Here is a 24,658-nt window from a genome sequence, read left to right on the forward strand (position 1 = left end):
ACGTTAGGCCGGATTTTCCGTCATGCCAATAGATCGAAAGAGTAGAAAAATGGACGATCGTCAAGAGAATGCAAGGGATTCTGTACGTCAACTGTTTGATGCCGTCGATGCTATTTCCGTTCAAGGGTATGACCAAGAGCGCAGAGTTGTTTACTGGAACATAGGCAGTGAAAGAATCTACGGCTACACCGCCGAAGAGGCGCTAGGTAAAAGATTAGAAGATTTGATAATTCCTGAATCTATGCGATCGGGCGTTGTGTCTGCCCATGAAAGCTGGGTGAATAAGGGCTTAGAAATACCGGCCTCAGAGCTTATTCTACGCAGCAAAAGCGGCGAGGATGTCAGTGTTTATTCAAGCCACGTAATGTTTCGGAATGCACGCAATGAACATGAAATGTATTGCATTGACGTGGATTTGGGTGATGTAAAAAAAGCGCAACACCGAGCTGTTTCAAAAGAAGAATTGCTTCAGAGCGTATTTGAATCGATCCCCGATTTATTTTTCTTATTGGCAGAAGACGGCAGTATTATTGACTACCACGCTGGTGATAGCCGAAAGCTTTATGTTCAGTATGAGGATATTGTTGGAAAAAATATGGCCGACTTGTTGCCCGAAGAAGTGTCGGCAAAGTTCAAGCTTTTCATTGCAAAAGCGATGGTGGATAACGGATTTCTTAGCTTCGAATATTATTTAGACCTTCCCATTGGCAAGGCCTATTTTGAGGCAAGGATCAGCCACTTGCCTGTCCAGAAACAGCTGATGGTTATCGTTCGGGATATTACAGAAGCCCATGAAGCCGCCGAACTGATTCGAAAACAAGCTTATTTTGACTCCTTAACCTCGATACCAAATCGTTTCCTGTCCCTTGATCGTTTGTCGCAAATGATAAAGGAGATGGATCGAAGCGGCGAAAAAGCTGCGGTAGTATTTTTGGATATTGATGATTTTAAAAAGGTGAATGATTCGTTAGGTCATGAGGTAGGGGACAAGATTCTCGTTGAGGCGGCGAATAGGCTGAATTCGGCCGTGCGGGAATCAGACACGGTGGGGCGTTTGGGTGGCGATGAATTTATCGTGTTATTGGGATCGTTGGCCGAATGTTTTGATGCAGTCGAGATTGTAGAAAAATTGCTTGGAGTTTTTAGAGAGCCATTTAGCATCGATGGGAGAGAATTGATACTAACCTCCAGCATTGGCGTTGCTATTTTTCCTGACAATGGCGATAACGCCACCGATTTGTTGCGCAATGCCGACGCTGCGATGTATCAATCAAAAGAGCAGGGCCGAAACACCTATTCGTTTTTCACAAAGCAAATGAACGAAATGATTTTGCGTCGTTTGGCAATCGAAGAACAGTTATATGGCGCGCTAGAGCGTAACGAGCTTGAGGTCTATTATCAGCCGAAAATTAATGTGAAAGATGGCAAGATTGTTGGCGCAGAGGCTCTGCTACGGTGGCATAGCCCGGTGATGGGGCCGATTGCGCCTGACGAGTTTATACCCATTGCAGAGCACACGGGGTTGATCGTTCCCATTGGAAAATATGTGCTTGCTCATGCACTGGGTTTTTTGTTGGAGTGGGGACAGGCTCACCGACAAGAATATACGATGGCGGTTAACCTTTCTCCGCGACAATTCAGGGACCAAGACCTGGTCGACTTTGTGAAGGCGGCGCTTAGAACTACCAATGTCACATCTGACCGGCTGGAGTTTGAAATTACCGAAGGTGTGTTGATGGTAGGGCAATCCAGTGTCGATGAGGTTTTAACGGATCTGCATGCCCTGGGTGTCAAATTATCAATGGATGACTTTGGAACCGGGTATTCATCATTGAGTTACCTGAGACAGTACGACTTCGACCTTCTGAAGATCGACCGAAGTTTCGTCAGTGGTATCACGACCAATAAGGAAGATCGTGACCTTGTGACGGCCACAATAGCGATGGCTCACAGTTTGAACTTGCAAGTCGTTGCTGAAGGTGTCGAAACGGCCGAACAGCTTACCTTGTTGGGTGAGTTAGGGTGTGATGTGGCGCAGGGGTATTATTTCAGCAAGCCGGTACCTGCGCATGAGATGATCAATTATCAGCTGCTTAAGCCCCTATAAGACGAACCTCATTTATGTCAGATTTACACGCCAATGACGAATACTGGATGGCTCGTGCCTTGTCGTTGGCTGCGCAAGCAGCCGAAAAAGACGAAGTGCCAGTGGGCGCCATTGTTGTTCGTGATGGTCAGGAATTAGGCGTAGGCTATAATGCGCCTATTACAGGGTGTGACCCGACGGCTCATGCTGAAGTGCGCGCCTTGCGCGATGCCGCGGCGAGGGGGGGGAACTACCGCCTGAGCGGCGCAACGCTTTACGTCACTCTCGAGCCTTGTACCATGTGTGTTGGCGCTATTGTGCACAGCCGCATCAGCCGTATTGTCTATGGAGCGAAAGAGCCCAAGGCCGGTGCAGTAGAGTCGGCACGGCGTACGCTGGATGAGGCGTTTCTCAATTGGCACGTTGAAACCGTTGGCGGGGTCTTGGCAGACGACTGCGGACAAATTATCACCGAATTTTTCAGCCGTCGGCGTGATGAAATCCGCCGGCAGCGCAAACAGCATTCAGGGAAGGGGTAAGTCCACGTGAAAGTACTTGTGACCGGCGGTGCCGGCTATATTGGTAGCCATGTTGTGCGTCAGTTGGCGGAAGCAGGCCACGATATTGTGGTGTTTGATAACCTGTCTACCGGCTATCGCTGGGCGGTTACTGCGGGTGAGTTGGTGGTTGGCGATCTTTGCGATGAGGACGCCATCGAAGCAGTGTTTGCGGCCCACGATTTCGAGGCTGTGCTGCACTTTGCAGCGAATATTGTGGTGCCCGAGTCCGTCAGTAATCCACTGAAATACTATGGCAACAACACTCGCAATACCCTGAATCTGCTCAAGGCCATCGAGCGCCACAAGACGCCTTATATGGTGTTTTCATCCACGGCGGCCGTGTACGGTATGCCTGAACAGACGGTACTGACCGAAGATCTGCCCTTGGCGCCGATCAATCCTTACGGCGCATCGAAAATGATGAGTGAGCGGATGATCATGGATCTGGCGGCGGCTTCCAGTCTCAATTATGTTGTTTTGCGCTACTTCAATGTCGCCGGCGCCAATCCGGACGGCCTCCTTGGCCAGGCAACGCCCGAAGCTACGCATCTTATCAAGGTGGCGTGTGAGTGCGTGACAGGCCAACGCGAAGGTATGAGTGTGTTCGGCACCGACTACGAAACTCGTGATGGCACCTGTGTTCGTGACTACATCCATGTTGAAGATCTGGCCAAAGCCCATGTGATGGCGCTGGATTACATGGCCGATGGCGGTGAGTCTCAGGTGCTTAACTGTGGCTATGGGAGCGGCTTCACCGTCAGTGAAGTGATTGACGTGGTTAAAGCAGAGTCCGGTGTTGAGTTCCCCGTTGAGATGACCGGAAGACGAGCTGGTGATCCTGAGGCATTGATGGCGGACAATGCCCGAATCAAACAGGTTCTGAATTGGCGACCTGACTACGACGATCTCAGTACCATCGTTCGGACAGCGTTGGCGTGGGAAAAGATCTGGCTTCAGAAAAAAGCGGCGAAGTAACGTTTTAATATATTGTTTTCGGGAAAGAGTTCATGAAGATTACGATTTTTGGAACAGGATATGTTGGTCTCGTGACTGGCGCCTGCTTGGCGGATGTCGGGCACGATGTATTGTGCATGGACGTTGATGAAGACAAGATCAATAAGCTTGAAAATGGGCAGATTCCTATTTATGAGCCGGGTCTCGAGTCGATCGTTAAGCATACGTTTGAGGCGGGTCGATTGGCCTTTACGACCGATGCAGAAGCAGCGGTCAAACACGGAGCTTTGCAGTTCATTGCGGTCGGTACGCCACCGGATGAAGACGGCTCGGCCGACCTGCAGTATGTGTTGGCGGTCGCGAAGTCCATCGGGCAGTACATGGACGAGTACAAAGTTGTGGTCGATAAATCCACGGTTCCAGTTGGTACTGGCGATAAGGTCAAGGCTGCGGTGCGCGCGCAGCTGGATGCGCGTGGTCTGGAGCTGGCATTTGATGTGGTCTCCAACCCGGAGTTCCTGAAAGAAGGGGCGGCCATCAATGACTTCATGAAGCCTGATCGAATCGTGATTGGCACCGATAGTGAACAAGCGGCGGATTTGCTTCGGGAAGTGTATTACCCGTTCAACCGGAATCGGGACCGCATGATCTTTATGGATATCCGTTCGGCGGAGCTGACCAAGTACGCAGCCAACTCAATGCTGGCTACGAAAATCAGCTTCATGAACGAAATGTCCAATTTGGCCGAGCGCCTGGGCGCGGATATCGAAGCGGTTCGTCGCGGGATTGGTTCAGATCCGCGTATTGGTTACCACTTTATTTACCCTGGCTGTGGCTACGGTGGCTCTTGTTTCCCGAAGGATGTGCAAGCGCTTGCGCGCACTGCCCGTGATTGTGATTACGAGGCCAAGCTGCTGAATGCTGTCGAAGCCGTTAACGTTGGTCAGAAGTACGTGTTGTTTGACAAGATCAGTCACTACTTCCAGGGCAATCTGGAGGGCAAAGTCGTTGCTCTATGGGGATTGGCCTTCAAACCGAACACTGATGACATGCGCGAGGCTTCATCCAGAACGCTGATGGAAAGCTTGTGGAAGGTCGGGGCGACGGTTCAGGCGTTTGATCCCGAGGCAATGAACGAAACTCAGCGTATTTATGGCGACCACAATGGCCTTACGTTGTGCGGCACCAAAGAGCAGGCCTTGAAAGGGGCGGATGTGCTGGTGATTTGCACGGAGTGGAAGGAATTCCGTTCTCCGGACTTTGATGCGATTGCTGGAACATTGAAAGAACCTGCGGTGTTTGACGGTCGTAATCTGTACGAGCCGGAAATGCTGGAACGCTATGGTCTGACTTATTACGCAATTGGTCGCGGCCAGAACCAGTTCCATTCGGCAGATTGATCTAGGGGCTGACATGTTTGAGCTTCACGAACGTCTGGCAGCCGATACTCACAGCTTGGGACATTCCGGGCTGTGTGAGGTTCGGTTGATGAATGACCGTACCTGGCCGTGGATTATTCTGGTGCCTGCGGTGCCCGGTATCCGGGAGGTCTACCAGCTTACAACAGAGCAGCAGATAACGCTGTTGAAAGAGTCGTCTGCTTTAAGCAGGGGGATGATGGAGCTCTTTGGCGGCGATAAGATGAATGTTGCGGCCTTGGGTAACATGGTGCCGCAGCTGCATCTTCACCATATCGTTCGGTTTGAAGGTGATCCCGCCTGGCCTGGCCCTGTGTGGGGCAAACAGGCGCCCGTGCCTTATAATGACGATGAGCTGGAGTGCGTTATTGCGAAGCTGCAACCGGTACTCAAGCTGTTGGCCTAAACCGGTTTCTGATTACTCCCGGCCCTGTTGCCATTGAGCCAGGGTATGGGAGCCTACCAAAATCATCCGTAATTCGATCTTCAATTTCGTTTTCAGCTCTTCCCGCTCTTTAGGCGTGGCGTCCAATGCTTCCGCTCCTTGATTGAATACCAATGTGACCATGGCTTCAGCTACGATGCGGGCATCTGAAATGGTTTTGTTTTGCTCTTCCGCGAACCGGCGCAGGTCAGCGGCCAGTTCTGTGACAAAATGTTCGATCTCGGCTTTCACGGCGGTACGGAACGGTTTGGACACACCGGTTCGTTCTCGTAACATCAAGCGGAACAGGTTGGCATTGTTGCCGAGGTATTCCATAAACGTGTCGACTGAGGTAGAGATCGCACTGCCGTCTCGGACAATGCGTTTTCTGGCTTGGCGCATCAGTTGGCGCAGAGCGACGCCGCCTTCATCAACCAGCGCCAGGCCCAGTTCGTCCAGCTCAGCAAAGTGCCGGTAAAAAGAGGTGGGGGCAATTCCGGCTTCCCGTGCCACTTCCCGCAAACTCAAACTGCCAAAGCCCCGGTCTGCGCTCAGTTGCGCCAAGGCGGCGTCCATGAGTGCTCTTCGGGTTTTCAGTTTTTGTTCCGCTCGGGTGGTCAAAATAGCTGCTCCAATTACCGCTAAAGAGCATCATTCTAGCCGCCTGTTTCTGAAGAGTCATCAGAGTGTCTTAAATGCGTTCCGGTACGCCTGATTTTCGGCGTCATTGTGTTTATAATGGGCGGCTTTTCACCATGGCCGCTTTTTCAGTGTGCGGCCAAGAACGATGTAGCGTTGGGTGGGGGATAACTTTTTCGAAACCTTGCGAAGCCATGGATGGCATAGCAGAGCGTATATGGATGTATTCACAGCGTGTTTCGAAAAAGTTATCCGCCGCCTGGCGCGGGACACAACGCACACATTCAGAAACTACGGGAACCGGTATGCGCAGTCATTATTGCGGTGGGATCAACGAATCTCACATTGATCAGGAAGTTACACTCTGTGGATGGGTACATCGCCGCCGTGACCACGGTGGAGTTATATTCCTGGATCTGCGGGACCGGGATGGTATTTCTCAGGTCGTGGTTGACCCGGATACCCAGGAAAGCTTCGCTCTGGCCGAGAAAGTTCGGAGTGAATATGTTGTAAAAGTGACTGGCCGCGTGCGTCGTCGCCCCGCCGGTACTGAAAATGACAACATGTCTACCGGTCAGGTAGAGCTGCTGGGTAAAGAGCTCGTGATCCTGAATGCTGCGGCCACGCCTCCGTTCCCGCTGGATGAGCACGTAGACGTGGGTGAAGATGTTCGCTTGCGCTACCGCTTTATCGATCTGCGTCGCCCGGAAATGATCAACCGTTTGCGTTTCCGCTCCCGGGTAACCAGCTATATTCGAAACTTCCTGGACAGCCGCGGTTTTATGGATGTGGAAACCCCCATCCTGACTCGTGCGACTCCCGAGGGTGCTCGTGACTATTTGGTGCCAAGCCGAACTCACGACGGTTCTTTCTTCGCGTTGCCTCAGTCGCCGCAGCTGTTTAAGCAGATGCTTATGGTGTCGGGTGTTGACCGCTACTACCAAATCGCCAAGTGCTTCCGTGACGAAGACCTCCGCGCCGACCGTCAGCCGGAGTTTACTCAGGTGGATATTGAGGCTTCTTTTGTCGATGAAGAAAGCCTGATGAATCTGAACGAAGACATGATTCGCACCCTGTTCAAAGACGTGCTGGATGTTGAGCTTCCCGAGTTTCCGCGCATGCCATACGCTGAAGCTATGCAGCGCTACGGTAGCGATAAGCCCGATCTGCGTATCCCGCTGGAACTGCAGGACGTGAACGATCTGGTTGAAAGCGTCGACTTCAAGGTCTTCGCCGGCCCGGCGAAAGATCCAAAAGGCCGTGTTGCTGCGTTGCGTGTACCTAAAGGTGGCGAGCTGAGCCGTAAGCAGATCGACGAATACACCAAGTTTGTAGGCATCTACGGTGCTAAAGGCTTGGCTTACATCAAGGTCAACGAGCTGGCCAAGGGTGTGGAAGGTCTCCAGTCTCCGATCGTGAAGTTCCTGGGCGCTGATGTGGCCATGGCAATTATGGAGCGTGTGGGTGCAGAAGATGGCGATATCGTATTCTTCGGTGCTGACAAAACCACGGTTGTGAATGAGGCTCTGGGTGCGCTGCGCATCAAAGTAGGACACGATCTGAATATGCTGGCCTGCGAGTGGGCTCCCATGTGGGTGGTAGATTTCCCGATGTTCGAGGAAACCTCCGATGGCGGTCTGACCGCTATCCATCACCCGTTCACGGCACCTTCGTGCACGCCGGAAGAGCTGGCGGCAGACCCGGCGAATGCATTATCCCGCGCCTACGACATGGTGTTGAATGGTACTGAGCTGGGTGGCGGTTCCATCCGTATCCACGACGGCGCCATGCAGGAGACCGTGTTCCGTATTCTGGGTATCGGTGAGGAAGAGGCTCGTGCGAAATTTGGCTTCCTGCTCGACGCGCTGAAGTTCGGTTGCCCGCCACACGGCGGTCTGGCCTTTGGTCTGGATCGTTTGGTGATGCTGATGACCGGTTCTGCGTCCATCCGTGACGTGATTGCTTTCCCGAAAACTCAGAGTGCGACTTGCTTGATGACTCAAGCGCCGGGTGAAGTTGACGAGAAGCAGCTGAAAGAGCTGCACATTCGTTTGCGACGCTCAGCTAAGGCCACTGATGGTGGCAAAGCAGATGATAAAGCGTAAGCGCTAACGACAAGAGGCGGCTTTGGCCGCCTCTTTGTTTTGGTGATCCTCTCACAGCGTTGAAGGTAGGCGGATGCCAATCATTCTGGGCGTAGACCCCGGTTCCAGAATCACCGGTTACGGTATCATCCGCGTGGATGGTCGCCAGATCGAGTATCTTGACAGTGGCTGCATTCGAGTCGGGCAAAAGCCCATGGCTGAACGCTTGCAAACCATTTTTCAGAGTCTCGCGCTGTTGATTGGAGAGTATCGTCCGGAAGAGTTTGCCATTGAGCAGGTGTTCATGGCCCGCAACCCGGATTCTGCACTTAAGTTGGGGCAGGCTAGAGGTGCGGCAATCGTCAGTGCTGCCAATAGCGGTTTGGCTGTTCATGAATATTCCGCGAGGCAGGTGAAGCAGGCTGTCGTGGGCACAGGGGGTGCCGACAAGTCTCAGGTTCAACATATGGTTCAGGCTTTGTTGGGGTTGTCTCGGAAGCCCCAGGAAGATGCTGCGGATGCGCTAGCCATTGCGCTGTGCCACGCCCATATGAATCAAAGTACGTTAAAGCTTGCAGGTGTTGGCGGCAAGGTTCGAGGCGGTCGCGTTCGCCGGCAATAAACAAAGATTCATGAAAGCCAGAGGAGACGGGCTTTGATAGGTCGTATTCGAGGTTTGCTGGTTGAGAAAACCCCGGGCCAGGCACTGGTGGAGTGCGCAGGGCTGGGTTATGAAGTCGATATTCCTTACACCACGTTCTTTCACCTGCCGGAAACCGGCCAAGAGGTGACTCTCCATACCCATTTTGCCGTGCGCGAAGATGCGCAAAGCCTGTTCGGTTTCGCTTCTTTGCTGGATCGTAATCTGTTCCGGTTGTTGATCAAAGTGAACGGTGTGGGTCCTAAAATGGCCATCGGTATTCTGTCGGGACTGGACGCGCAACAGTTTATCCAATGCGTGGAAGCCCGGGATGTTAATGCCTTGGTTAAGCTACCAGGCGTGGGAAAGAAAACCGCAGAGCGCTTGTTGATTGACATGGCTGACCGCATCAAACAGCTGGAGGGGCAGTTCTTTCCTTCTATGCCCGAACAGTCGGCGGGAGGAGTGTCCAGCGACATGGCCGCAGTGGGGCCGGATCCCAGGGAGGAGGCCGAAGCCGCGTTGATTGCGCTCGGTTACAAGCCCCAGGAAGCGGCTAAAGCCATCAGTAAGGTGGCGGAGCCAGATATGAGCAGTGAGTCGTTGATCAGACTTGCGCTGAGAAACATGATTCCAGCCGGGTAAGCCCGGCTTTTTTGTGTCGTATGATGACACTAATGTGTATAGAGCTTAACGTGACTCGGACCGCGCCCTTTGTACAATTAGGGCAATCTAAAGCCAAGGGCGACCAGCAGGCACGTTGTTTATTCCCAGCAAGTGGATAATGCCATGATTGAATCGGACCGACTGATAACGGCCAAAGCCGGAGAGTATGAAGAGGTGCATGATCGCGCCATCCGCCCGACGCTGTTGTCCGAATACGTTGGTCAGCCGACGGTGCGCGAGCAGATGGAAATTTTCATCTCTGCAGCTCGTGCCCGGCAGGAAGCTCTGGATCACGTCCTGATTTTTGGCCCGCCTGGCCTTGGTAAAACCACCCTGGCAAACATCATTGCCAACGAGATGGGTGTGGCGATTAAAACCACCTCCGGTCCCGTGCTCGAAAAAGCGGGCGATCTGGCCGCTATGCTGACCAATCTTGAAGAAGGGGATGTTCTCTTCATCGATGAGATACATCGTCTCAGTGCGGCGGTTGAAGAAGTATTGTATCCGGCGATGGAAGACTATCAGTTAGACATCATGATTGGTGAGGGCCCGGCAGCGCGCTCTATCAAGCTGGATTTGCCGCCTTTCACTTTGGTGGGCGCGACCACTCGTGCCGGCTTGCTGACCTCCCCGCTGAGGGACCGTTTTGGCATTGTTCAACGTCTGGAATTCTACAATACCGCCGACCTGACCCAGATTATTGCCCGCTCGGCCCGGCTATCTTCGGTGACGCTTGATGAAGGTGGTGCGTTTGAAATTGCCCGCCGGTCTCGAGGTACGCCGCGAATTGCTAACCGGCTATTGCGTCGAGTGCGTGACTTCGCAGAAGTACGGTCAGATGGCCGGATTACTGCGGAAATCGCGGATCAGGCTCTGAATATGTTAAAAGTTGATAGTCAGGGCTTTGACCACATGGATCGACGGCTGTTGCTGGCGATGATCGAAAAGTTTGATGGCGGACCGGTCGGTGTTGAAAGTCTGGCCGCAGCGATCAGTGAAGAGCGAGGTACCATCGAAGACGTGTTAGAGCCGTTTTTGATTCAGCAAGGTTATATGGTACGGACACAAAGAGGGCGTATGGTGACGTCGAGTGCCTATCAGCATTTTGGTGTTGTGCCGCCCAAATCCGAGAGGGAGAGTAACGGTTTTGAGTGATGTATCTGGCGTTCCTGTTTTTGAATTGCCGCTTCGGGTCTATATAGAAGATACCGACGCCGGTGGGATCGTATTCCATGCCAAGTACCTCCATTACATGGAGCGTGCACGCACAGAGTGGGTCCGCAGTCAGGGTGTGGAGTTGCGGTCTGGTTTGGAGCAAAACGTCAGTTACGTGGTTCAGAAGATGACTCTGCACTACGCCGCGCCGGCCAAGTTGGATGACCAGTTGTTGGTCACCGCCGAGCCGATTGCGTCATCCCGGGTTTGGATGACCTTCCGTCAACAGGTTCTGATGGCGGATAGCCGAGCGTTGTTGTGCGAAGCCGAGGTTAGAGTCGCTTGTGTTGCTCTGGATACTGGTAAGCCAAGGCGTCTGCCCGAAAACATGAGTATGATTCTTAAAAGCGTGCTTTAATTATCTGAAAAATATAGAAACTTTCTTGGGAGTGTACAGTGGGATCCGAACTATCAGTCTGGCATCTGATTGCGAACGCAGGGCTTCTGGTGCAGCTTGTCATGCTGTTGCTGGTGTTGGCATCTGTGGTGTCTTGGGCGCTGATCTTCCAGCGAGTGAAGATCTACCGCCAAGCTAAACAAGCCCAGCTGGCGTTTGAAGAGCGCTTTTGGTCCGGCATGGATCTTGGTCAGTTGTACCGAGATGTGAATGCGAACCCAACGCCGAACTCGGGTATGGAGTCTCTTTTTCGTGCAGGATTTAAGGAGTTTTCCAGGCTTCGACAGCAAAGTCGTGACGCCGATGCCGTAATGGAAGGAGCGCAGCGGGCGATGCGTGTTGCCTTCTCGCGAGAGCATGAACGACTGGATATGCATCTTCCGTTTCTGGCAACGGTCGGTTCCACCAGTCCTTACGTTGGTTTGTTCGGCACCGTTTGGGGCATCATGAATTCATTCCGGGGGCTGGCTCAGGTTCAGCAGGCCACGCTTGCAACCGTAGCGCCGGGTATCTCCGAAGCGTTGATCGCGACTGCGATGGGTTTGTTTGCCGCGATTCCTGCTGTTATTGCGTATAACCGTTTCTCGACCATGTCTGATGCACTGCTGAAGAACTATGAAACGTTTGCAGAAGAGTTTTCCAGCATTCTTCACCGCCGTGTTCACAACTCCGAGCAGGCCGGTTCGTGATGGTTGCCGATGGTAAGGGGAGGGGCGCTCGATGAAAAGTATGGGAATGATGTCCCGGCAGCCGCGCAAGTCGATGTCGGAAATCAACGTGGTGCCCTATATCGATGTTATGTTGGTGTTGCTCGTCATTTTTATGGTGACAGCCCCAATGCTCACACAAGGTGTGAAGGTGGATTTGCCGGAAACCACGTCTGAACCGATCACTCAGGATAAAGACGTCGAGACCATAACCGTGTCGGTCGACAGTAACGGCGCTTACTACCTGGAAGTCGGCGATGACAGCAGTGATCCAATGTCGCTGGAAAACGTGCGGACACAGGTTGCGAAAATCTTGTCGCAGCGCGCTAACAGCGAGGTGTTGGTTCGTGGTGATGAATTTGTCGATTACGGTGTTGTCGTGCGTTTGATGGCAGAGCTTCAGGCAGCGGGTGCGTCTGGCATCGGCCTGATTACCGATGCACCTCAGGATCAGCCTTAATCAGGTGGCGGGATTGTTGTGAAGGGTCACGAACGGGTCACCGTAAATAAAGACAGCATTTCATTGAAGTCGCCTGTGGCGATGTCTCTTGGGCTGCATCTGCTGATTGTCGTGGTTGCGCTGGCGGGGTGGTCGTGGACCAATCCTGTGCAGGAGCCTGAGCCGCGCAGCATCTCGGCAAGATTGATCAGTCCGGAGCCGAAGCCGAGCCCGGTGGTTGATGAGCAAGATCAGCGGGACGACGCGCAGAAGCGGGAGTTGGCCGCAGAGCAGCAGCGTAAAACGGCGGATGCGGAACGTAAAAAAGCGGAGCAGGAAGCCAAGCGTCAGGCCGCCGAAAAAGCGGCTCAGGAAAAAGCTCGAAAAATAGAGCGAGAGCGCAAACAGCAAGAAGCTCAGGCTCGTGAAAAGGCTGAACAGCAGGCTCAAGCTAAAGAAGCGGCTCGTAAAAAAGCGGAAGCCGAAGCGAAGGAGCGTGAGCGCCAGAAGGCTGAAGAGGAACGAAAGCGCCAGGAAGAAGCTAAGCGCCAAGCTGAGGAAGAAAAGAAGCGGAAGGAAGAACAACGCCGCAAAGAAGAAGCTGAGCGCAAAGAAGAGCGAGCTCGAAAGGAAGCCGAACGCAAGCGAAAGGAAGCCGAGCGGCGGTTGAGAGAACAGCAGCTTAATGCGCTGGCCGAAGAGGCTGAGAAGGCCCGCGAGAGCGAAGCGCGCCGCCAGCGTGAGGCGGCTGTGGCCAAAGCCCGGGAAGCGCAGATGCTGACCGACAGTGAGAAGTATCAGGCGTTGATTCGAGACCGCCTGGCTCAGGCTTGGTATCCGCCGGCTTCGGCGACCGAAAATATGGTCGCACGGTTGCAGATTACGCTATTGCCGACGGGAGAGTTGCAAGGTGTTACGTTGGTAAGCAGCAGCGGTAATACCGCGTTCGATAACTCGGCGCTGAGTGCGGTGCGCTCATTGAATCGATATCCGGTGCCGAGCGACAGAGATACGTTTGAGCGGTACTTCCGAAAGTTTACGATTGAATTCAACCCCAAACGGTTGCGGTGAGGCTGACAATGTTTAAGAGTAAAAATTCGAGGAGCGTACTGGCGAAACGACACGTAACCATGGTCGGCTGGTTGATGGTTATGTTCTTCGTTGCATCAAGTGCGCGAGCAGAGTTGCTGATTCGCATTACCGAAGGGGCAAACTCGGCCATCCCGGTGGCAGTTGTTCCTTTTGCGGAAAGTGGTGCAATGCCGGCTGGGGATAAGATCAGCAGCATTGTGCAGGCCGACCTGACCATGAGTGGCGAATTCAAGCCTTTGAGTCCAGAGAAAATGCTGAGCCTGCCATCTGAGCGCTCTGAAGTGTACTTCCGTGATTGGCGGATGTTGGGTCAGCGCTATGTCCTGGTTGGTCAACTCACGAATAATGGCGGTCGAGTAGAGGCGCGTTACGAACTGTTTGATGTGAACCGTGAACAGCGGATTTTGGGTGAAACGGCGGCTGCGCCGCAGGGTAACGTCCGCTCTCTGGCGCATCACATCAGTGATCGCGTGTACGAAGCGATCACTGGCGAGCCCGGTGCTTTTTCCACCAAGCTGGCGTATGTGACGCTTTCGGGTGCGAGCAATAAGAGTGTCTACCGCCTTCACGTCAGTGACATTGATGGCCAGCGCTCAACGGTGCGCCTGGAAAGTGATGAGCCTATTCTGTCGCCCGCGTGGTCACCGGATGGCAAGAAGCTTGCCTATGTTTCTTTCGAAACGGGAAAACCGGTCATTTTTATACACGAATTGGCGACTGGAAAACGTACCAAGGCCGCCGACTTCCCAGGGTTGAATTCGGCACCTGCCTGGTCACCTGACGGTCAATCGATGTTAATGACGCTATCGAAAGACGGCAACGCCGAAATCTATGAAAAGAATCTGGTTAGTGGAAAGATCACAAAACTGACCAATCACTGGGCTATCGATACAGAAGCGGCCTGGGATCATGCTGGAAAAGGGGTGTTCTTCACCTCTGACCAGTCGGGTGGACCACAGATTTATTATATGGAACGCCCCGGTGCTGAAGCCCGTCGAATTACTTTTGGTAGCCGGTACAACGCCCGAGCGCGTCCCGATTCTAAAGGCGAATATGTTTACTACGTGCATCAGCGGGATAGGTCCTTCCACATTGCGCGTCGTAATCTGAAAACCGATGAGGAAACCATTGTTACTCGTACCGGAACGGATGAGTCTCCCAGTGTGTCGCCGAACGGCCGCATGCTGATTTATGCCACCGAGCAAGGCGGCGAAGGAGTGCTTACGGTGGTGTCTGCGGACGGCGGTGCTGCGTATAGCCTGCCGGCCTCGGAGGGTGAAGTGAGAGAGCCCGCTTGGGGTCCGATTACCCGTTAATCCTTTTGTAGCTAAAGAAAGTCAATGTCACGAGAAGGAAAGGTAAATATGAAAGTGTCTGCACAAAACAAAGCGTTCGCCATGCTGTTGTCCTTTGGTCTGGTAGCGGGTTGTAGCTCGACCGGCGATACCATGGACGAGGGTGAGTACGGTTACGATTCCGGCTCAGACGTTGCTGCGATTGATCAGGAAGGTGGTTCTACTGTCTATGGTGGGGAAGACGGGGAAGGTGTTTCCTCTTCTGTTCTAACCGATGAAGAGCGTGCCAAGGCGGAGCAGGCAGCTCTGCGTAACATCACCACCTTCTACTTTGATTTCGATACCTCCGAGATCAAGCAAGAAGCTCGCAATGCGTTGGTGACTCATGCGCGCTTCCTGTCTAGCAATCCACGCCAGCAAGTTCGTCTTGAAGGCCATGCAGACGAGCGTGGCAGCAAGGAATACAACCTTGCGCTGGGTGAGCGTCGCGCTAAAGCCGTTGAGCGGTTCCTGGTGGTGAACGGTGCTTCACGTGGCCAGATTGAAACCGTAAGCTACGGTGAAGAGAAGCCTGTGGTTCGTGGTTCCAGCGAAAGTGCTTGGGCCCAGAACCGTCGTGTAGAGCTGATTTTCAAGTAATTAACGCTGATAAACGGACTGACCCATGAGAAAAAAACTCATGGCGACCGTGCTAATCCCGCTAGGCTTTGGCCTGGCGGGTGCCGTTTCTGCACAGTCGTCGACGCCTGCCTACCAGAACGCCACTTCAGAAGCCCAGCGTAAGGCTGGAGACAGCCAGGCAACTGCCGAGTTGTTTTATATGATTCAGCAGCTTCAGGGCGATGTGCGGCGGCTTCAGGGTAAAGTGGAAGAGCAGCAGTACGAAATTCGCAAGCTTCAACAGCAGGGTAGGGATCGCTATGTGGATCTCGATCAGCGGATTCTTGAATTGTCGAAAGCTCTGGAAGAGAAAGCTTCTGCACCGGATACGGCGGCAACCACCGCAGAGTCTTCAGCGACTAAACCGGCTGTGCGGAATTATCGGGCGCCTGATGCGAACGAGCGGCAAACCTACAATCAGATTATTGATCTGATCCGTAATCAAAAGGCCTACGACGAGGCGATCACTCAGCTGTATGAGTTCGTTGATGAGTACCCAGAAGGTGACCTAACCGTTAACGCCTACTATTGGTTGGGTGAGGTTTATCTTGCCAAACCGCAACTCGAACAAGCCAAGCAGGCCTTTACCATTGTTGCTACGCGCTATGATGACCATCGAAAAGCGGCGGATGCCGTGTACAAGCTGGGTGTGACACTCGACAAGTTGGGCGAAAAAGCGGAAGCTAAGCGTCGCATGCAGATGGTGGTGGACCATTATCCGGATTCCAGTGCGGCTGATCTGGCTCGTAAGTTCCTGGGCGAGGCGTAAGTTGCTCGCGCAATCACCAATTTGATCGCTGTTTAAGCAACGATGTAAAAAAAATTAAAAAACCCTGAAAAAGGGGTTGATCAGCAAGAAAATATCATTACTATACGCACCTCCATTGGGTCGTTAGCTCAGTTGGTAGAGCAGTTGGCTTTTAACCAATTGGTCGATGGTTCGAATCCATCACGACCCACCAATTTCAGAACATCGGAGTTTTCCGTTGTTCGTCGGCTGAAAAACCGGCAATACCAGTTATGGGTCGTTAGCTCAGTTGGTAGAGCAGTTGGCTTTTAACCAATTGGTCGATGGTTCGAATCCATCACGACCCACCAATATAGCAAAGCCGGAATTTTGGTTTTGCTCGAAAAAGAGCCTTCGGGCTCTTTTTTTTTGCCTGCAGTTTTTGGGGAGATGTAGCGCTGTCCTCAATTCAAATGGGGAAGTGGTATACTCGGCCTGTAACGTCCAACGCAGAGATCCATCAATGACACGAGCGCAAGACCGTATCCTTGTTCAGGAACACCTGGCTCATGCCGCTGAGCCTAAGCCTCTCAGCACCAGCGAGAAAGCCGAGCTTGAGGCCCGCATTAAACAGGTACTTTTAGACAAAGATGCTGTGCTGGTTGCTCATTACTACACCGATCCTGATATCCAGCGTCTTGCTGAAGAAACGGGCGGCTGTGTAGCCGACTCTTTGGAAATGGCGCGTTTCGGTAACCAGCATTCAGCCACGACCGTGGTAGTGGCTGGTGTCCGGTTTATGGGTGAAACGGCGAAAATTCTAAACCCCGAAAAACGTGTACTGATGCCAACGCTGGAAGCGACCTGTTCGCTTGACGTTGGTTGTCCGGCAGACGAGTTTTCGGACTTTTGTGATCAGCACCCTGATCGTACCGTTGTGGTGTATGCCAACACCTCGGCGGCCGTAAAGGCGAGGGCAGACTGGGTTGTCACCTCAAGCTGTGCGCAGGCGATTGTAGAAGATCTGGATGCCAGGGGAGAAAAGATTCTCTGGGCACCCGACAAGCATTTGGGGCACTACGTCCAGAAAACAACAGGTGCGGATGTGCTTCTGTGGGACGGCTCTTGCATCGTCCATGAGGAGTTTAAGTCGAGAGGGCTTGAAGATCTGAAGGCGCTGTACCCGAATGCGGCGATTCTGGTGCACCCGGAGTCACCTGACGCCGTAGTCGAGATGGCCGATGTGGTTGGTTCAACGTCGCAGTTGATTCATGCCGTGCAGAGCATGCCTAACGAAGAGTTTATTGTGGCCACGGACAACGGCATCTTTTACAAGATGCAGCAATTGGCTCCCAATAAAACGCTGATTGAGGCCCCGACGGCGGGGAATGGCGCTACCTGCCGTAGCTGTGCGCAGTGTCCCTGGATGGCTATGAACGGGTTGGAGAATCTGCTTCATGTGCTCGAGAACGGTGATCAGGAAGTGCACGTTGATCCAGTCCTTCGTGAAGATGCTTTGCGTCCATTGAAGCGTATGTTGGACTTCACGGCGGGCATGAACCTTAAGGCTGCCGGCAACGCCTCCTGATTGGTTTGTAGCTCCAGGTCAGGATTTGTCGGCCTGCTGAATGCGGCTAGCGATCTCGCTCAGCCGCTCGCTAACCACCTGCCTTTCTGCCGAGCCGGCGGGCAGTTTTTCTTGAGCTTGGCGTAACTGGCGCTGGGCTGAGCGGTAGTCCCCCCTCAAGGCATCGTATTCCGCTCTGGCTCGATGAACGCCGACAATGTTTCTGGCCATGCCTTCGGCTTCCGCAAGTCGTAGCCAGATTTGATCGCCGGAAGGACGCTGCCGTGTCAATTCCTTCAAATAGCCAGCGGCCGCAGTGCCATTTCCGTCTGCAATCTCAAGCCCTGCCAAGGCCCACGTGATGGGATAGTTACGCGGGTTTCTCAAAAGCGCTCCTTTCAGAATTTGCCGGGCTTCCTCGTAGCGCTTTTGTTCGGTATAGACTCCTGCGAGAGTAACCTGAAGCGTAATTCGGCCCGGATTTTTAGATAACAGCTCCTGCAGTATCTTCTCGGCTTTATCCAGCTGCTTGTTTTCCTTATAGGCCACGGCAAGTCCGTAGCGTATTGCATCATTGTGTTGGGCATCTTCGCGATTCAGGTACGACTCAAATATCTCGACCGCAGACGCGGGCGAGGTGGCGTAGTGCACTTGAAGCCGGCTGCGCATCAGGTGGTACTCCTGGCTGTCCTGCACGGTCTTGCTCGGATATTGTTCTGCCCGGTTTTGAGTGTCTGAGACGCGGCTCTGCGTCAGTGGGTGGGTGGAGAGGTATTCGGGCATCTGGTTCCCTTGCAGACGGTTCTGGCGCATCATGATTTCAAACATCTCCGGCATGCCTCTGGGGTCCATGCCGGAGTTGGCCAGGATTTCCAGGCCCACCCGGTCGGCTTCCTGCTCGTGAGCCCGGCTATAGGAAAGCATGTTCTGAATTGCCATGGCCTGCGTGCCCGCTATGGCTGCGATGCCAATGTCAGATTGAGTCACCGCCGAAAGGACGATGCCAGCGATCATGCCTGCCAGAGTCAGCGGGGCGCTTGTTTCTTGTTGCTCCATTCTGCGGGCAAAATGACGTTGGCTAAGGTGCGCAAGTTCGTGGGCGAGTACCGAGGCGAACTGTTGTTCCGTGGCTGCATTCAGAAAGAGTCCACCGTTGACCCCGACCACACCTCCCGGTACTGCGAATGCATTGAGCGCGGGGCTATCGATGAGAGCCAGTTTCAGGTCGCGATTATCAAGCGGCGCGAACGGCACCAGTCGGTAAATTACGTTGTACAGGTAGTCATACACTAAGGGGTCTTGTACCTGTGGCGCCGAGCGACGGATGGAGGTCATGACCTGCTCGCCAATGCTGGCTTCCTGTTGGCCGGCGATCAGTCCGCCACTGCCGCCAAAGGAAGGTAGAGCCGAGGGCTCGGCCCTGAGCGGAGAGGTTGCCGTCAGGGCGATAAGCAGTGCGACCGCGGTTGTTGGCGATGATGTGCGGCGGCCTTTACGAATTAGCGTCATGGAATTAGGTATTGCCTCATCGTGGATGTGCGGTTTTCGCTGCAGGCGCCTTAAAGTGTTTGACGCTGATGCTCTGCGCAGTATTGCCAACTGTTTTGATGCAATAGAGTACCACTGTCGGCATAATGCCTGCCCATTGTTGAATGAATGTTAATGGTGTTTTATTAAGATGGCTGACAGAACTCTGGATGCAAGCGGGCTGCGTTGTCCCATGCCGCTTCTCAAAACCAAGTTGGAGCTCAATTCTATGGCTTCCGGTGAGTGCCTGGAGGTCATTGCAACGGATGCTGGATCGGCACGGGACATCCCTGCTTACATAAAATTATCCGCACACGAACTCCTCAGCTATGAGGACGATAACGGTGAATACCGGTTCGTGATAGAGTGCGGCGGATAATCGTCGGAGCGTTTCATGATCAGAGTCTTGCGAGATCTCGCGAATAAATACTTTTCAGATGAAGAAGCAGTTGTGCTGTTTCTCATTTTGCTTGCTGGCACCGTCTTTATTATTTGGTTCGGTGCTATGCTGGCGCCCGCTATTGGGTCCTTGATTGTTGCTTTCATTTTGCAGGGTTTGGTGCTCAAGTTGCAGAAATGGGGAGTTCCTGACTTCATCGCTGTGATTGGCGTCTTCCTGATGTTTCTGGGGATTCTGTTAAGTTTTATCTTCGGTTTGCTGCCTCTGATTTGGTCTCAGGTGTCGAACCTTGCGAAGGAAGCGCCGCGCATTATCAGGGAGCTTCAGTCCTATCTGGAGGTCTTGCCAGATGAATACCCTCATCTGATCTCAGCGGAGGCCGTCAATGCGGTCTATCAGCAAGTGTCTGCAGAGGTGGCTCATATAACCCAGTGGCTGGTGTCATTTTCTTTGTCGAGCATTCCTGACCTGGTTGCCTTGCTGATCTACATGGTGTTGGTGCCGATTCTGGTATTTTTCTTCTTGAAAGACCGCGAAATCTTGGTGAGCTCATTTGCCCGGCTGTTGCCGAAACAGCGCCCGATGATGATTGGTATCTGGCAGGAGGTGAATCAGCAGTGCGCGAATTATGTGCGAGGCAAGGCGGTCGAGATCTTGATCGTAGGCTCTGTAACGTATATTGCGTTCAAGGTTTTGGGCATGCCTTATGCGGCTTTGCTGTCATTGCTGGTGGGGTTGAGCGTGGTTATTCCGTACATTGGTGCGGCAGTGGTCACCATTCCGGTTGCTGTGATCGGGCTATTTGCCTTTGGTTGGGGCAGTCATTTTATTTGGGTGATGGTGGTGTACGGCATTATCCAGGCGCTGGACGGTAACGTGTTGGTGCCGGTGTTGTTCTCTGAGGTCAATAACCTTCACCCGGTAGCCATTATTGTGGCCGTGCTGTTTTTTGGCGGTGTCTGGGGGTTGTGGGGCGTTTTCTTCGCGATACCGCTGGCGACTATGCTCAAGGCCGTATTTGCGGCCTGGCCGGTGAAGAATATCGCTTCTCCACCGGCGGCGTAGGAGTAAACTTATAGAGCTTTGACGGCGTTGAGCACCTCGTCGGCGTGGCCTTTGACTTTAACGCCACGCCACTCGGTTCGAAGTACACCGGCTTTATCGATCAGGAAGGTGCTTCTCTCAATGCCCATGTGCTCTTTGCCATAAAGCTTTTTGAGTTTGATGACATCAAAAAGCTTGCATAGGTCTTCGTCTTTGTCTGAAATCAGGTGAAACGGAAACTCGTATTTGGCCCGAAAGTTCTCGTGTGCCCGCAAGCTGTCTCGGGAAACACCAAAAATTTCAGTATCCAGAGCAGAGAATTGCTCCATGCGATCACGGAAATCCTGGCCTTCGGTGGTGCAGCCGGGGGTGTTGTCTTTCGGATAAAAGTAGATAATAACGTTTTTACCCTTAAGGCCAGTCAGGGTAATTGATTGATCACCGGTGGCCTGGGCCTGAAAATCAGGTACAGGCTGATTCAATGCTACGGATGACATGACATCTCCTTTAATTCCCTTGTGTCAGTTCGAGCCCAACATTACCATATCGGTTTTATTCGGACGGAGTTTTTATGATTACGGGTAGCCTCGTCGCACTAGTAACGCCCATGCATCCCAATGGTGACATTCACTGGGAAGACCTGGACAAACTAGTGGACTTTCATATCGAAAATGGCACTCATGGCATCGTGGCTGTGGGCACCACTGGTGAGTCCGCCACCTTGGACCCGAAAGAGCATTGTCGGGTTATTGGCCATATCATAAAACGCGTGGATGGCAGGATTCCTGTTATCGCCGGTACTGGCGGTAACAGCACCCGGGAAGCCATCGAGCTGACCACCGAAGCACATAAACTGGGCGCGGATGCGTGCTTGCTTGTTGTACCTTATTACAACAAGCCGACTCAGGAAGGCCTGTATCAGCACTTCAAGGCCATTGCTGAAGCCGTACCGGGTATGAAACAGATCCTTTACAACGTGCCGGGGCGTACGGCCTGTGACATGTTGAATGAAACGGTTCTGCGCCTTGCTGACATTCCCAATATCGTGGGCATCAAGGATGCGACCGGAAACATTCCACGGGGAACCGAGCTGATTGAAGGTTTGTCGGGACGTTTGGCGGTTTACTCAGGTGACGATGCTACGGCAGCAGAATTGATGCTCGCCGGCGCTAAAGGCAACGTTTCGGTAACGGCTAACGTGGCGCCAAAGGGTATGTCGCAGCTGTGTGAAGCCGCCATTGCCGGTAACAAAGAGGAAACTCGCCGCCTGAACGAACAGCTGATGCCGTTGAATCACAAGCTGTTCCTGGAAGCGAATCCGATTCCGGTTAAGTGGGCCCTGCAGCATATGGGCATGATCGGTGAAGGGATTCGTCTGCCGTTGACTCCGTTCAGCGACAAGTTCCACGGTGAAGTGGAAGACGCACTCAAAGCCTCAGGTGTTCTCTGAGGCCAACTCCTTTTCTCTTCAACCGGAGTAACCCGATGCAGGTTCCTGGAAGAACCCGTTATAAACTTGTATCTCTAGCCCGGCCTGTTGCCGGGCTTGTGTTTGCTGGCACCCTCGCTGGCTGTGGCGTTCTGCACGATCGTTCCGAAGACTATGTGAACGCACCGGAAGGCACACCAATTCAGGTGCCCGATGGTTACGATAGCTCGCGCTTGAGCCAGGCTATGCCTATTCGCAGCATCACCACCGACGATTCTCGCCAGATGTATCCGTCCTCCATCCCTCGTCCTCCCGATATGACGTCCGAGATTCTGGATCAGAACTACGTTATCGAGGAGCTGGATGGTCGATTGTGGTTGCTGGTGAACGATGTGCCGGGGCGTTTGTGGCCTGCCGTTAACGCTTGGATGAACCAGTCCGGATTAGGGGTTGCCCACGACAGTCCACAATTGGGTGTTCTGCAAAGCGAACTCGCCAATTACAGCATAGCGGCTCGCACGTTGCTGGAGCTGGATAACGGGTCCGCGGCGTCTGAACCGAAGGTGCTAACGCAGCTAAGGCTGGCTCCTGGTATTCGCCGGAAAACCACAGAGATTCGCGCTCAGGTGCTTGAGTTTAGCGAAAAACCGGAAGGGTTAGTTGCCTGGAATAGCGATGGAGCAGACAACCAATCATCCGAGGAACTCCAGAAAAAACTTCTCGGTGAATTGGCCGAGTTTCTGAAGCAAAGAGAAGACAGCAAATCCTTCTCCAGAGCTGCTTCCGGTATGGTGGCTAAGCCATTGGTGCGTCTGGTGTCTGAGGACGAACAGGCGAAAGCTGTTGAAGTGGAGCTTGATTACGGCCGAACTTGGGCAGAAGTGAACCGCTCTCTCGAAGAGGTAGGCGCGAATATCGTTGATATCGATCGCAGCGCCGGTTGGGTTCAGGTCGACTTCCGCACCGAAGCCGAACGTTCGCCTGGCTGGTTCTCCTGGTTTAGTGACGATGAAAAGCTGACCCATACCCACACGGTAACAATCAGCCAGGCAGACCCTGTCATGGTGGTTACGGCCGAGCGCGTTGACGCCTATAATGGTGAATACACCAGTGCCGACCTGCTTACCAAATTGTTTGAACATCTGTACTGATTAACGGGGCGGCCGGGCAGGCTGCTGACCGTTTGGAGACCCTAATGGAAAAGCGCGAAGAGCTATACGCGGGCAAGGCAAAATCTGTTTACCGCACCGATGACCCTAATCGTTTTGTTCTGGTATTCCGGGACGACACTTCCGCCTTCGACGGCGAAAAGAAAGAGCAGTTAAACCGTAAAGGCATGGTGAACAATAAGTTCAATGCCTTCATCATGGAAAAGCTCGAAGCAGCTGGCGTGCCGACTCACTTCGAAGGGCTGCTGTCCGGCACAGAGTCCTTGGTGAAAAAGCTCGATATGATTCCGGTTGAGTGCGTTGTGCGCAATATCTCGGCAGGCAGTCTGTGTCGAAGAATCGGAGTGGAAGAGGGCGTTGAACTCAATCCGCCCACCTACGAGCTGTTCCTGAAAGACGATGCTCTGCACGACCCCATGGTGAACGAATCTTTGGCGGTGAGCTTCGGTTGGGCTTCCGAGTCTGAGCTGGCCCAGATGAAAGAGCTGACCTACAAGGTCAACGATGTGCTGAAGGCTTTGTTTGATGACGCGGGCATGTTGCTGGTTGACTACAAGCTGGAATTTGGCCGCAGTGAAGGAACGATTGTACTGGGTGACGAATTCAGCCCGGACGGCTGTCGTATCTGGGATAAGGAAACCCGCAAGAAGATGGATAAAGACCGTTTCCGTCAGGGACTTGGCAGTGTGATTGAAACCTACGAAGAAGTAGGCGGTCGTCTCGGCATCAGTTTCGACTGATTACTACAATAATTAACCAAACGACAGGTGTGTTATGCGTAAATTGATGATTGCTGTGGGTGGCTCCTTGGTACTTGCCACGCCTTTGGCCAGTGCAGATGTAGTCGGCGCGGGTGCAAGTGTTAGCTACTGGAACTCGGATTTTTCCGGTGAAGTTGTTAATAAGGGCGATGCTGTCGATATCGACAAAGACCTCAAGATGAGCAGCGACGGCAACGCCAATTTTACTGCAAACTTTGAGCACCCGATTCCGGTATTGCCGAACGTGCGCGTGAACTACACCGGCATTTCCCAGAGTGGCAGTGGTAAAATTGGTCCCTCCACGTTTGATGGTATTGCCAATGCTAACGTCAAATCTGACCTCGATATCGAGCAGCTCGACGCCACCTTCTACTACGAAGTGTTGGACAACTGGGTGAACCTGGATCTGGGTCTGACCGCTCGTAAGTTTGATGGTGAGTTGATTGTTCGGGAGAAGATAACGAGTGGTCGAGTCAGTAAGACGTCCGTAGACGCCGTGTTGCCCTTGGGTTACGCATCCGTTCGCTTCGATTTACCGTTCACCGGCGTATCCGTGGGTGGCGAAGGCAACGTGATTTCCTACAGCGGTGATTCGTTGTACGACGTCAATGTTTACGGTCAGTTCGATGTAGCGGTACTGCGCCTGCGCGCCGGTTACCGCGAGATGGCCATTGATTACGAAGACGACGACGATCGACTGGATGTGAAGCTTTCCGGTCCGTTTGCAAGTATCGGCGTTGACTTCTAAACAGATTGTA

General features: G+C 53.1%; 26 protein-coding genes and 2 tRNA genes. 25 read left to right on the forward strand and 3 right to left on the reverse strand.

The window, feature by feature from the left end:
• The first annotated feature begins 49 nt into the window (after positions 1-49).
• Genes VOI14_RS03870 through VOI14_RS03890 form a run of 5 tightly spaced genes read left to right on the forward strand, consistent with a single transcriptional unit; the run spans position 50 to position 5,424 of the window.
• Entirely contained in the window at positions 50-2,107 is a 2,058-nt protein-coding gene (locus VOI14_RS03870; RefSeq protein ID WP_323750714.1) for an EAL domain-containing protein, read from the forward strand.
• A 14-nt stretch (positions 2,108-2,121) separates the two neighbouring features.
• Positions 2,122-2,625 (forward strand): tRNA adenosine(34) deaminase TadA, encoded by a 504-nt coding sequence (gene tadA, locus VOI14_RS03875; protein ID WP_323750715.1) that lies wholly within the window; start codon positions 2,122-2,124, stop codon positions 2,623-2,625.
• A 6-nt stretch (positions 2,626-2,631) separates the two neighbouring features.
• Positions 2,632-3,621: a UDP-glucose 4-epimerase GalE gene (gene galE / locus VOI14_RS03880; RefSeq protein WP_323750716.1), complete on the forward strand. Its 990-nt coding sequence runs from the start codon at positions 2,632-2,634 to the stop codon at positions 3,619-3,621.
• A 32-nt stretch (positions 3,622-3,653) separates the two neighbouring features.
• Positions 3,654-5,000, forward strand: coding sequence for a UDP-glucose/GDP-mannose dehydrogenase family protein (locus tag VOI14_RS03885; protein ID WP_323750717.1), 1,347 nt, complete (start codon positions 3,654-3,656; stop codon positions 4,998-5,000).
• Positions 5,001-5,013: 13 nt separating this feature from the next.
• Positions 5,014-5,424, forward strand: a complete 411-nt coding sequence (locus tag VOI14_RS03890; RefSeq protein ID WP_323750718.1) for an HIT family protein — start codon at positions 5,014-5,016, stop codon at positions 5,422-5,424.
• 12 nt (positions 5,425-5,436) lie between these two features.
• Here the strand turns inward: VOI14_RS03890 and fabR are convergent, their stop codons facing one another.
• The gene (gene fabR / locus VOI14_RS03895) at positions 5,437-6,063 is read right to left on the reverse strand and encodes an HTH-type transcriptional repressor FabR (RefSeq protein ID WP_416361384.1); all 627 of its coding nucleotides are present in this window, start codon (positions 6,061-6,063) and stop codon (positions 5,437-5,439) included.
• Positions 6,064-6,386: 323 nt separating this feature from the next.
• On the opposite strand from fabR, the gene aspS reads away from it, so the two are divergent.
• The 14 genes from aspS to nadA all read left to right on the forward strand — a co-directional run bounded on the left by aspS (position 6,387) and on the right by nadA (position 17,591).
• Positions 6,387-8,186, forward strand: a complete 1,800-nt coding sequence (gene aspS, locus VOI14_RS03900) for an aspartate--tRNA ligase (protein WP_323750719.1) — start codon at positions 6,387-6,389, stop codon at positions 8,184-8,186.
• A 73-nt stretch (positions 8,187-8,259) separates the two neighbouring features.
• The gene (gene ruvC / locus VOI14_RS03905) at positions 8,260-8,787 is read left to right on the forward strand and encodes a crossover junction endodeoxyribonuclease RuvC (RefSeq protein WP_323750720.1); all 528 of its coding nucleotides are present in this window, start codon (positions 8,260-8,262) and stop codon (positions 8,785-8,787) included.
• Between the two features lie 33 nt (positions 8,788-8,820).
• The gene (gene ruvA / locus VOI14_RS03910; RefSeq protein ID WP_323750721.1) at positions 8,821-9,450 is read left to right on the forward strand and encodes a Holliday junction branch migration protein RuvA; all 630 of its coding nucleotides are present in this window, start codon (positions 8,821-8,823) and stop codon (positions 9,448-9,450) included.
• A gap of 144 nt (positions 9,451-9,594) precedes the next feature.
• Positions 9,595-10,626 carry a Holliday junction branch migration DNA helicase RuvB gene (gene ruvB, locus VOI14_RS03915; protein ID WP_323750722.1) on the forward strand — a complete coding sequence of 344 codons (1,032 nt, stop codon included), beginning with the start codon at positions 9,595-9,597 and terminating at the stop codon, positions 10,624-10,626.
• Entirely contained in the window at positions 10,619-11,044 is a 426-nt protein-coding gene (gene ybgC, locus VOI14_RS03920) for a tol-pal system-associated acyl-CoA thioesterase (RefSeq protein WP_323750723.1), read from the forward strand. The genes ruvB and ybgC overlap by 8 nt, the downstream gene beginning before the upstream one ends.
• Before the next feature lie 38 nt (positions 11,045-11,082).
• The gene (gene tolQ / locus VOI14_RS03925) at positions 11,083-11,772 is read left to right on the forward strand and encodes a protein TolQ (protein ID WP_323750724.1); all 690 of its coding nucleotides are present in this window, start codon (positions 11,083-11,085) and stop codon (positions 11,770-11,772) included.
• 31 nt (positions 11,773-11,803) lie between these two features.
• Positions 11,804-12,250, forward strand: a complete 447-nt coding sequence (gene tolR, locus VOI14_RS03930) for a protein TolR (RefSeq protein ID WP_323750725.1) — start codon at positions 11,804-11,806, stop codon at positions 12,248-12,250.
• Positions 12,251-12,325: 75 nt separating this feature from the next.
• Positions 12,326-13,300: a cell envelope integrity protein TolA gene (gene tolA / locus VOI14_RS03935; protein ID WP_323750855.1), complete on the forward strand. Its 975-nt coding sequence runs from the start codon at positions 12,326-12,328 to the stop codon at positions 13,298-13,300.
• Positions 13,301-13,359: 59 nt separating this feature from the next.
• Positions 13,360-14,637 (forward strand): Tol-Pal system beta propeller repeat protein TolB, encoded by a 1,278-nt coding sequence (tolB, locus tag VOI14_RS03940; protein ID WP_323750856.1) that lies wholly within the window; start codon positions 13,360-13,362, stop codon positions 14,635-14,637.
• A 48-nt stretch (positions 14,638-14,685) separates the two neighbouring features.
• Positions 14,686-15,255, forward strand: coding sequence for a peptidoglycan-associated lipoprotein Pal (gene pal / locus VOI14_RS03945; protein ID WP_323750726.1), 570 nt, complete (start codon positions 14,686-14,688; stop codon positions 15,253-15,255).
• Positions 15,256-15,280: 25 nt separating this feature from the next.
• Complete coding sequence (gene ybgF, locus VOI14_RS03950) at positions 15,281-16,045, forward strand: tol-pal system protein YbgF (RefSeq protein ID WP_323750727.1); 765 nt, start codon at positions 15,281-15,283, stop codon at positions 16,043-16,045.
• Positions 16,046-16,162: 117 nt separating this feature from the next.
• Positions 16,163-16,238, forward strand: a tRNA-Lys gene (locus VOI14_RS03955).
• A gap of 60 nt (positions 16,239-16,298) precedes the next feature.
• Positions 16,299-16,374: transfer RNA gene (locus tag VOI14_RS03960), tRNA-Lys, on the forward strand.
• 152 nt (positions 16,375-16,526) lie between these two features.
• On the forward strand, positions 16,527-17,591 hold the full coding sequence (nadA, locus tag VOI14_RS03965) for a quinolinate synthase NadA (RefSeq protein WP_323750728.1): 1,065 nt from the start codon (positions 16,527-16,529) through the stop codon (positions 17,589-17,591).
• Between the two features lie 18 nt (positions 17,592-17,609).
• On the opposite strand, the gene VOI14_RS03970 is transcribed toward nadA, so the two are convergent.
• Positions 17,610-19,079 carry a M48 family metalloprotease gene (locus VOI14_RS03970; RefSeq protein WP_323750729.1) on the reverse strand — a complete coding sequence of 490 codons (1,470 nt, stop codon included), beginning with the start codon at positions 19,077-19,079 and terminating at the stop codon, positions 17,610-17,612.
• A gap of 169 nt (positions 19,080-19,248) precedes the next feature.
• Between VOI14_RS03970 and VOI14_RS03975 the strand changes: the two genes are divergently transcribed.
• On the forward strand, positions 19,249-19,476 hold the full coding sequence (locus VOI14_RS03975; RefSeq protein WP_323750730.1) for a sulfurtransferase TusA family protein: 228 nt from the start codon (positions 19,249-19,251) through the stop codon (positions 19,474-19,476).
• A gap of 15 nt (positions 19,477-19,491) precedes the next feature.
• A complete protein-coding gene (locus VOI14_RS03980; RefSeq protein WP_323750731.1) occupies positions 19,492-20,562 on the forward strand; it encodes an AI-2E family transporter in 1,071 nt (356 codons plus the stop codon).
• Positions 20,563-20,570: 8 nt separating this feature from the next.
• Here the strand turns inward: VOI14_RS03980 and VOI14_RS03985 are convergent, their stop codons facing one another.
• Positions 20,571-21,038 (reverse strand): peroxiredoxin, encoded by a 468-nt coding sequence (locus VOI14_RS03985; protein WP_323750732.1) that lies wholly within the window; start codon positions 21,036-21,038, stop codon positions 20,571-20,573.
• 74 nt (positions 21,039-21,112) lie between these two features.
• Here VOI14_RS03985 and dapA point away from each other — a divergent pair, with 74 nt between their 5' ends.
• From dapA to VOI14_RS04005, 4 genes are read left to right on the forward strand one after another with little or no spacing between them, the layout of a single operon-like run.
• Positions 21,113-21,991, forward strand: coding sequence for a 4-hydroxy-tetrahydrodipicolinate synthase (dapA, locus tag VOI14_RS03990; protein ID WP_323750733.1), 879 nt, complete (start codon positions 21,113-21,115; stop codon positions 21,989-21,991).
• Positions 21,992-22,026: 35 nt separating this feature from the next.
• On the forward strand, positions 22,027-23,121 hold the full coding sequence (gene bamC / locus VOI14_RS03995) for an outer membrane protein assembly factor BamC (RefSeq protein WP_323750734.1): 1,095 nt from the start codon (positions 22,027-22,029) through the stop codon (positions 23,119-23,121).
• 44 nt (positions 23,122-23,165) lie between these two features.
• Complete coding sequence (gene purC, locus VOI14_RS04000; protein ID WP_323750735.1) at positions 23,166-23,879, forward strand: phosphoribosylaminoimidazolesuccinocarboxamide synthase; 714 nt, start codon at positions 23,166-23,168, stop codon at positions 23,877-23,879.
• A 34-nt stretch (positions 23,880-23,913) separates the two neighbouring features.
• Positions 23,914-24,648, forward strand: a complete 735-nt coding sequence (locus VOI14_RS04005; RefSeq protein ID WP_323750736.1) for a TIGR04219 family outer membrane beta-barrel protein — start codon at positions 23,914-23,916, stop codon at positions 24,646-24,648.
• Positions 24,649-24,658 lie beyond the last annotated feature (10 nt).

This window comes from Marinobacter sp. (assembly GCF_034669625.1).
Lineage (GTDB): Bacteria > Pseudomonadota > Gammaproteobacteria > Pseudomonadales > Oleiphilaceae > Marinobacter.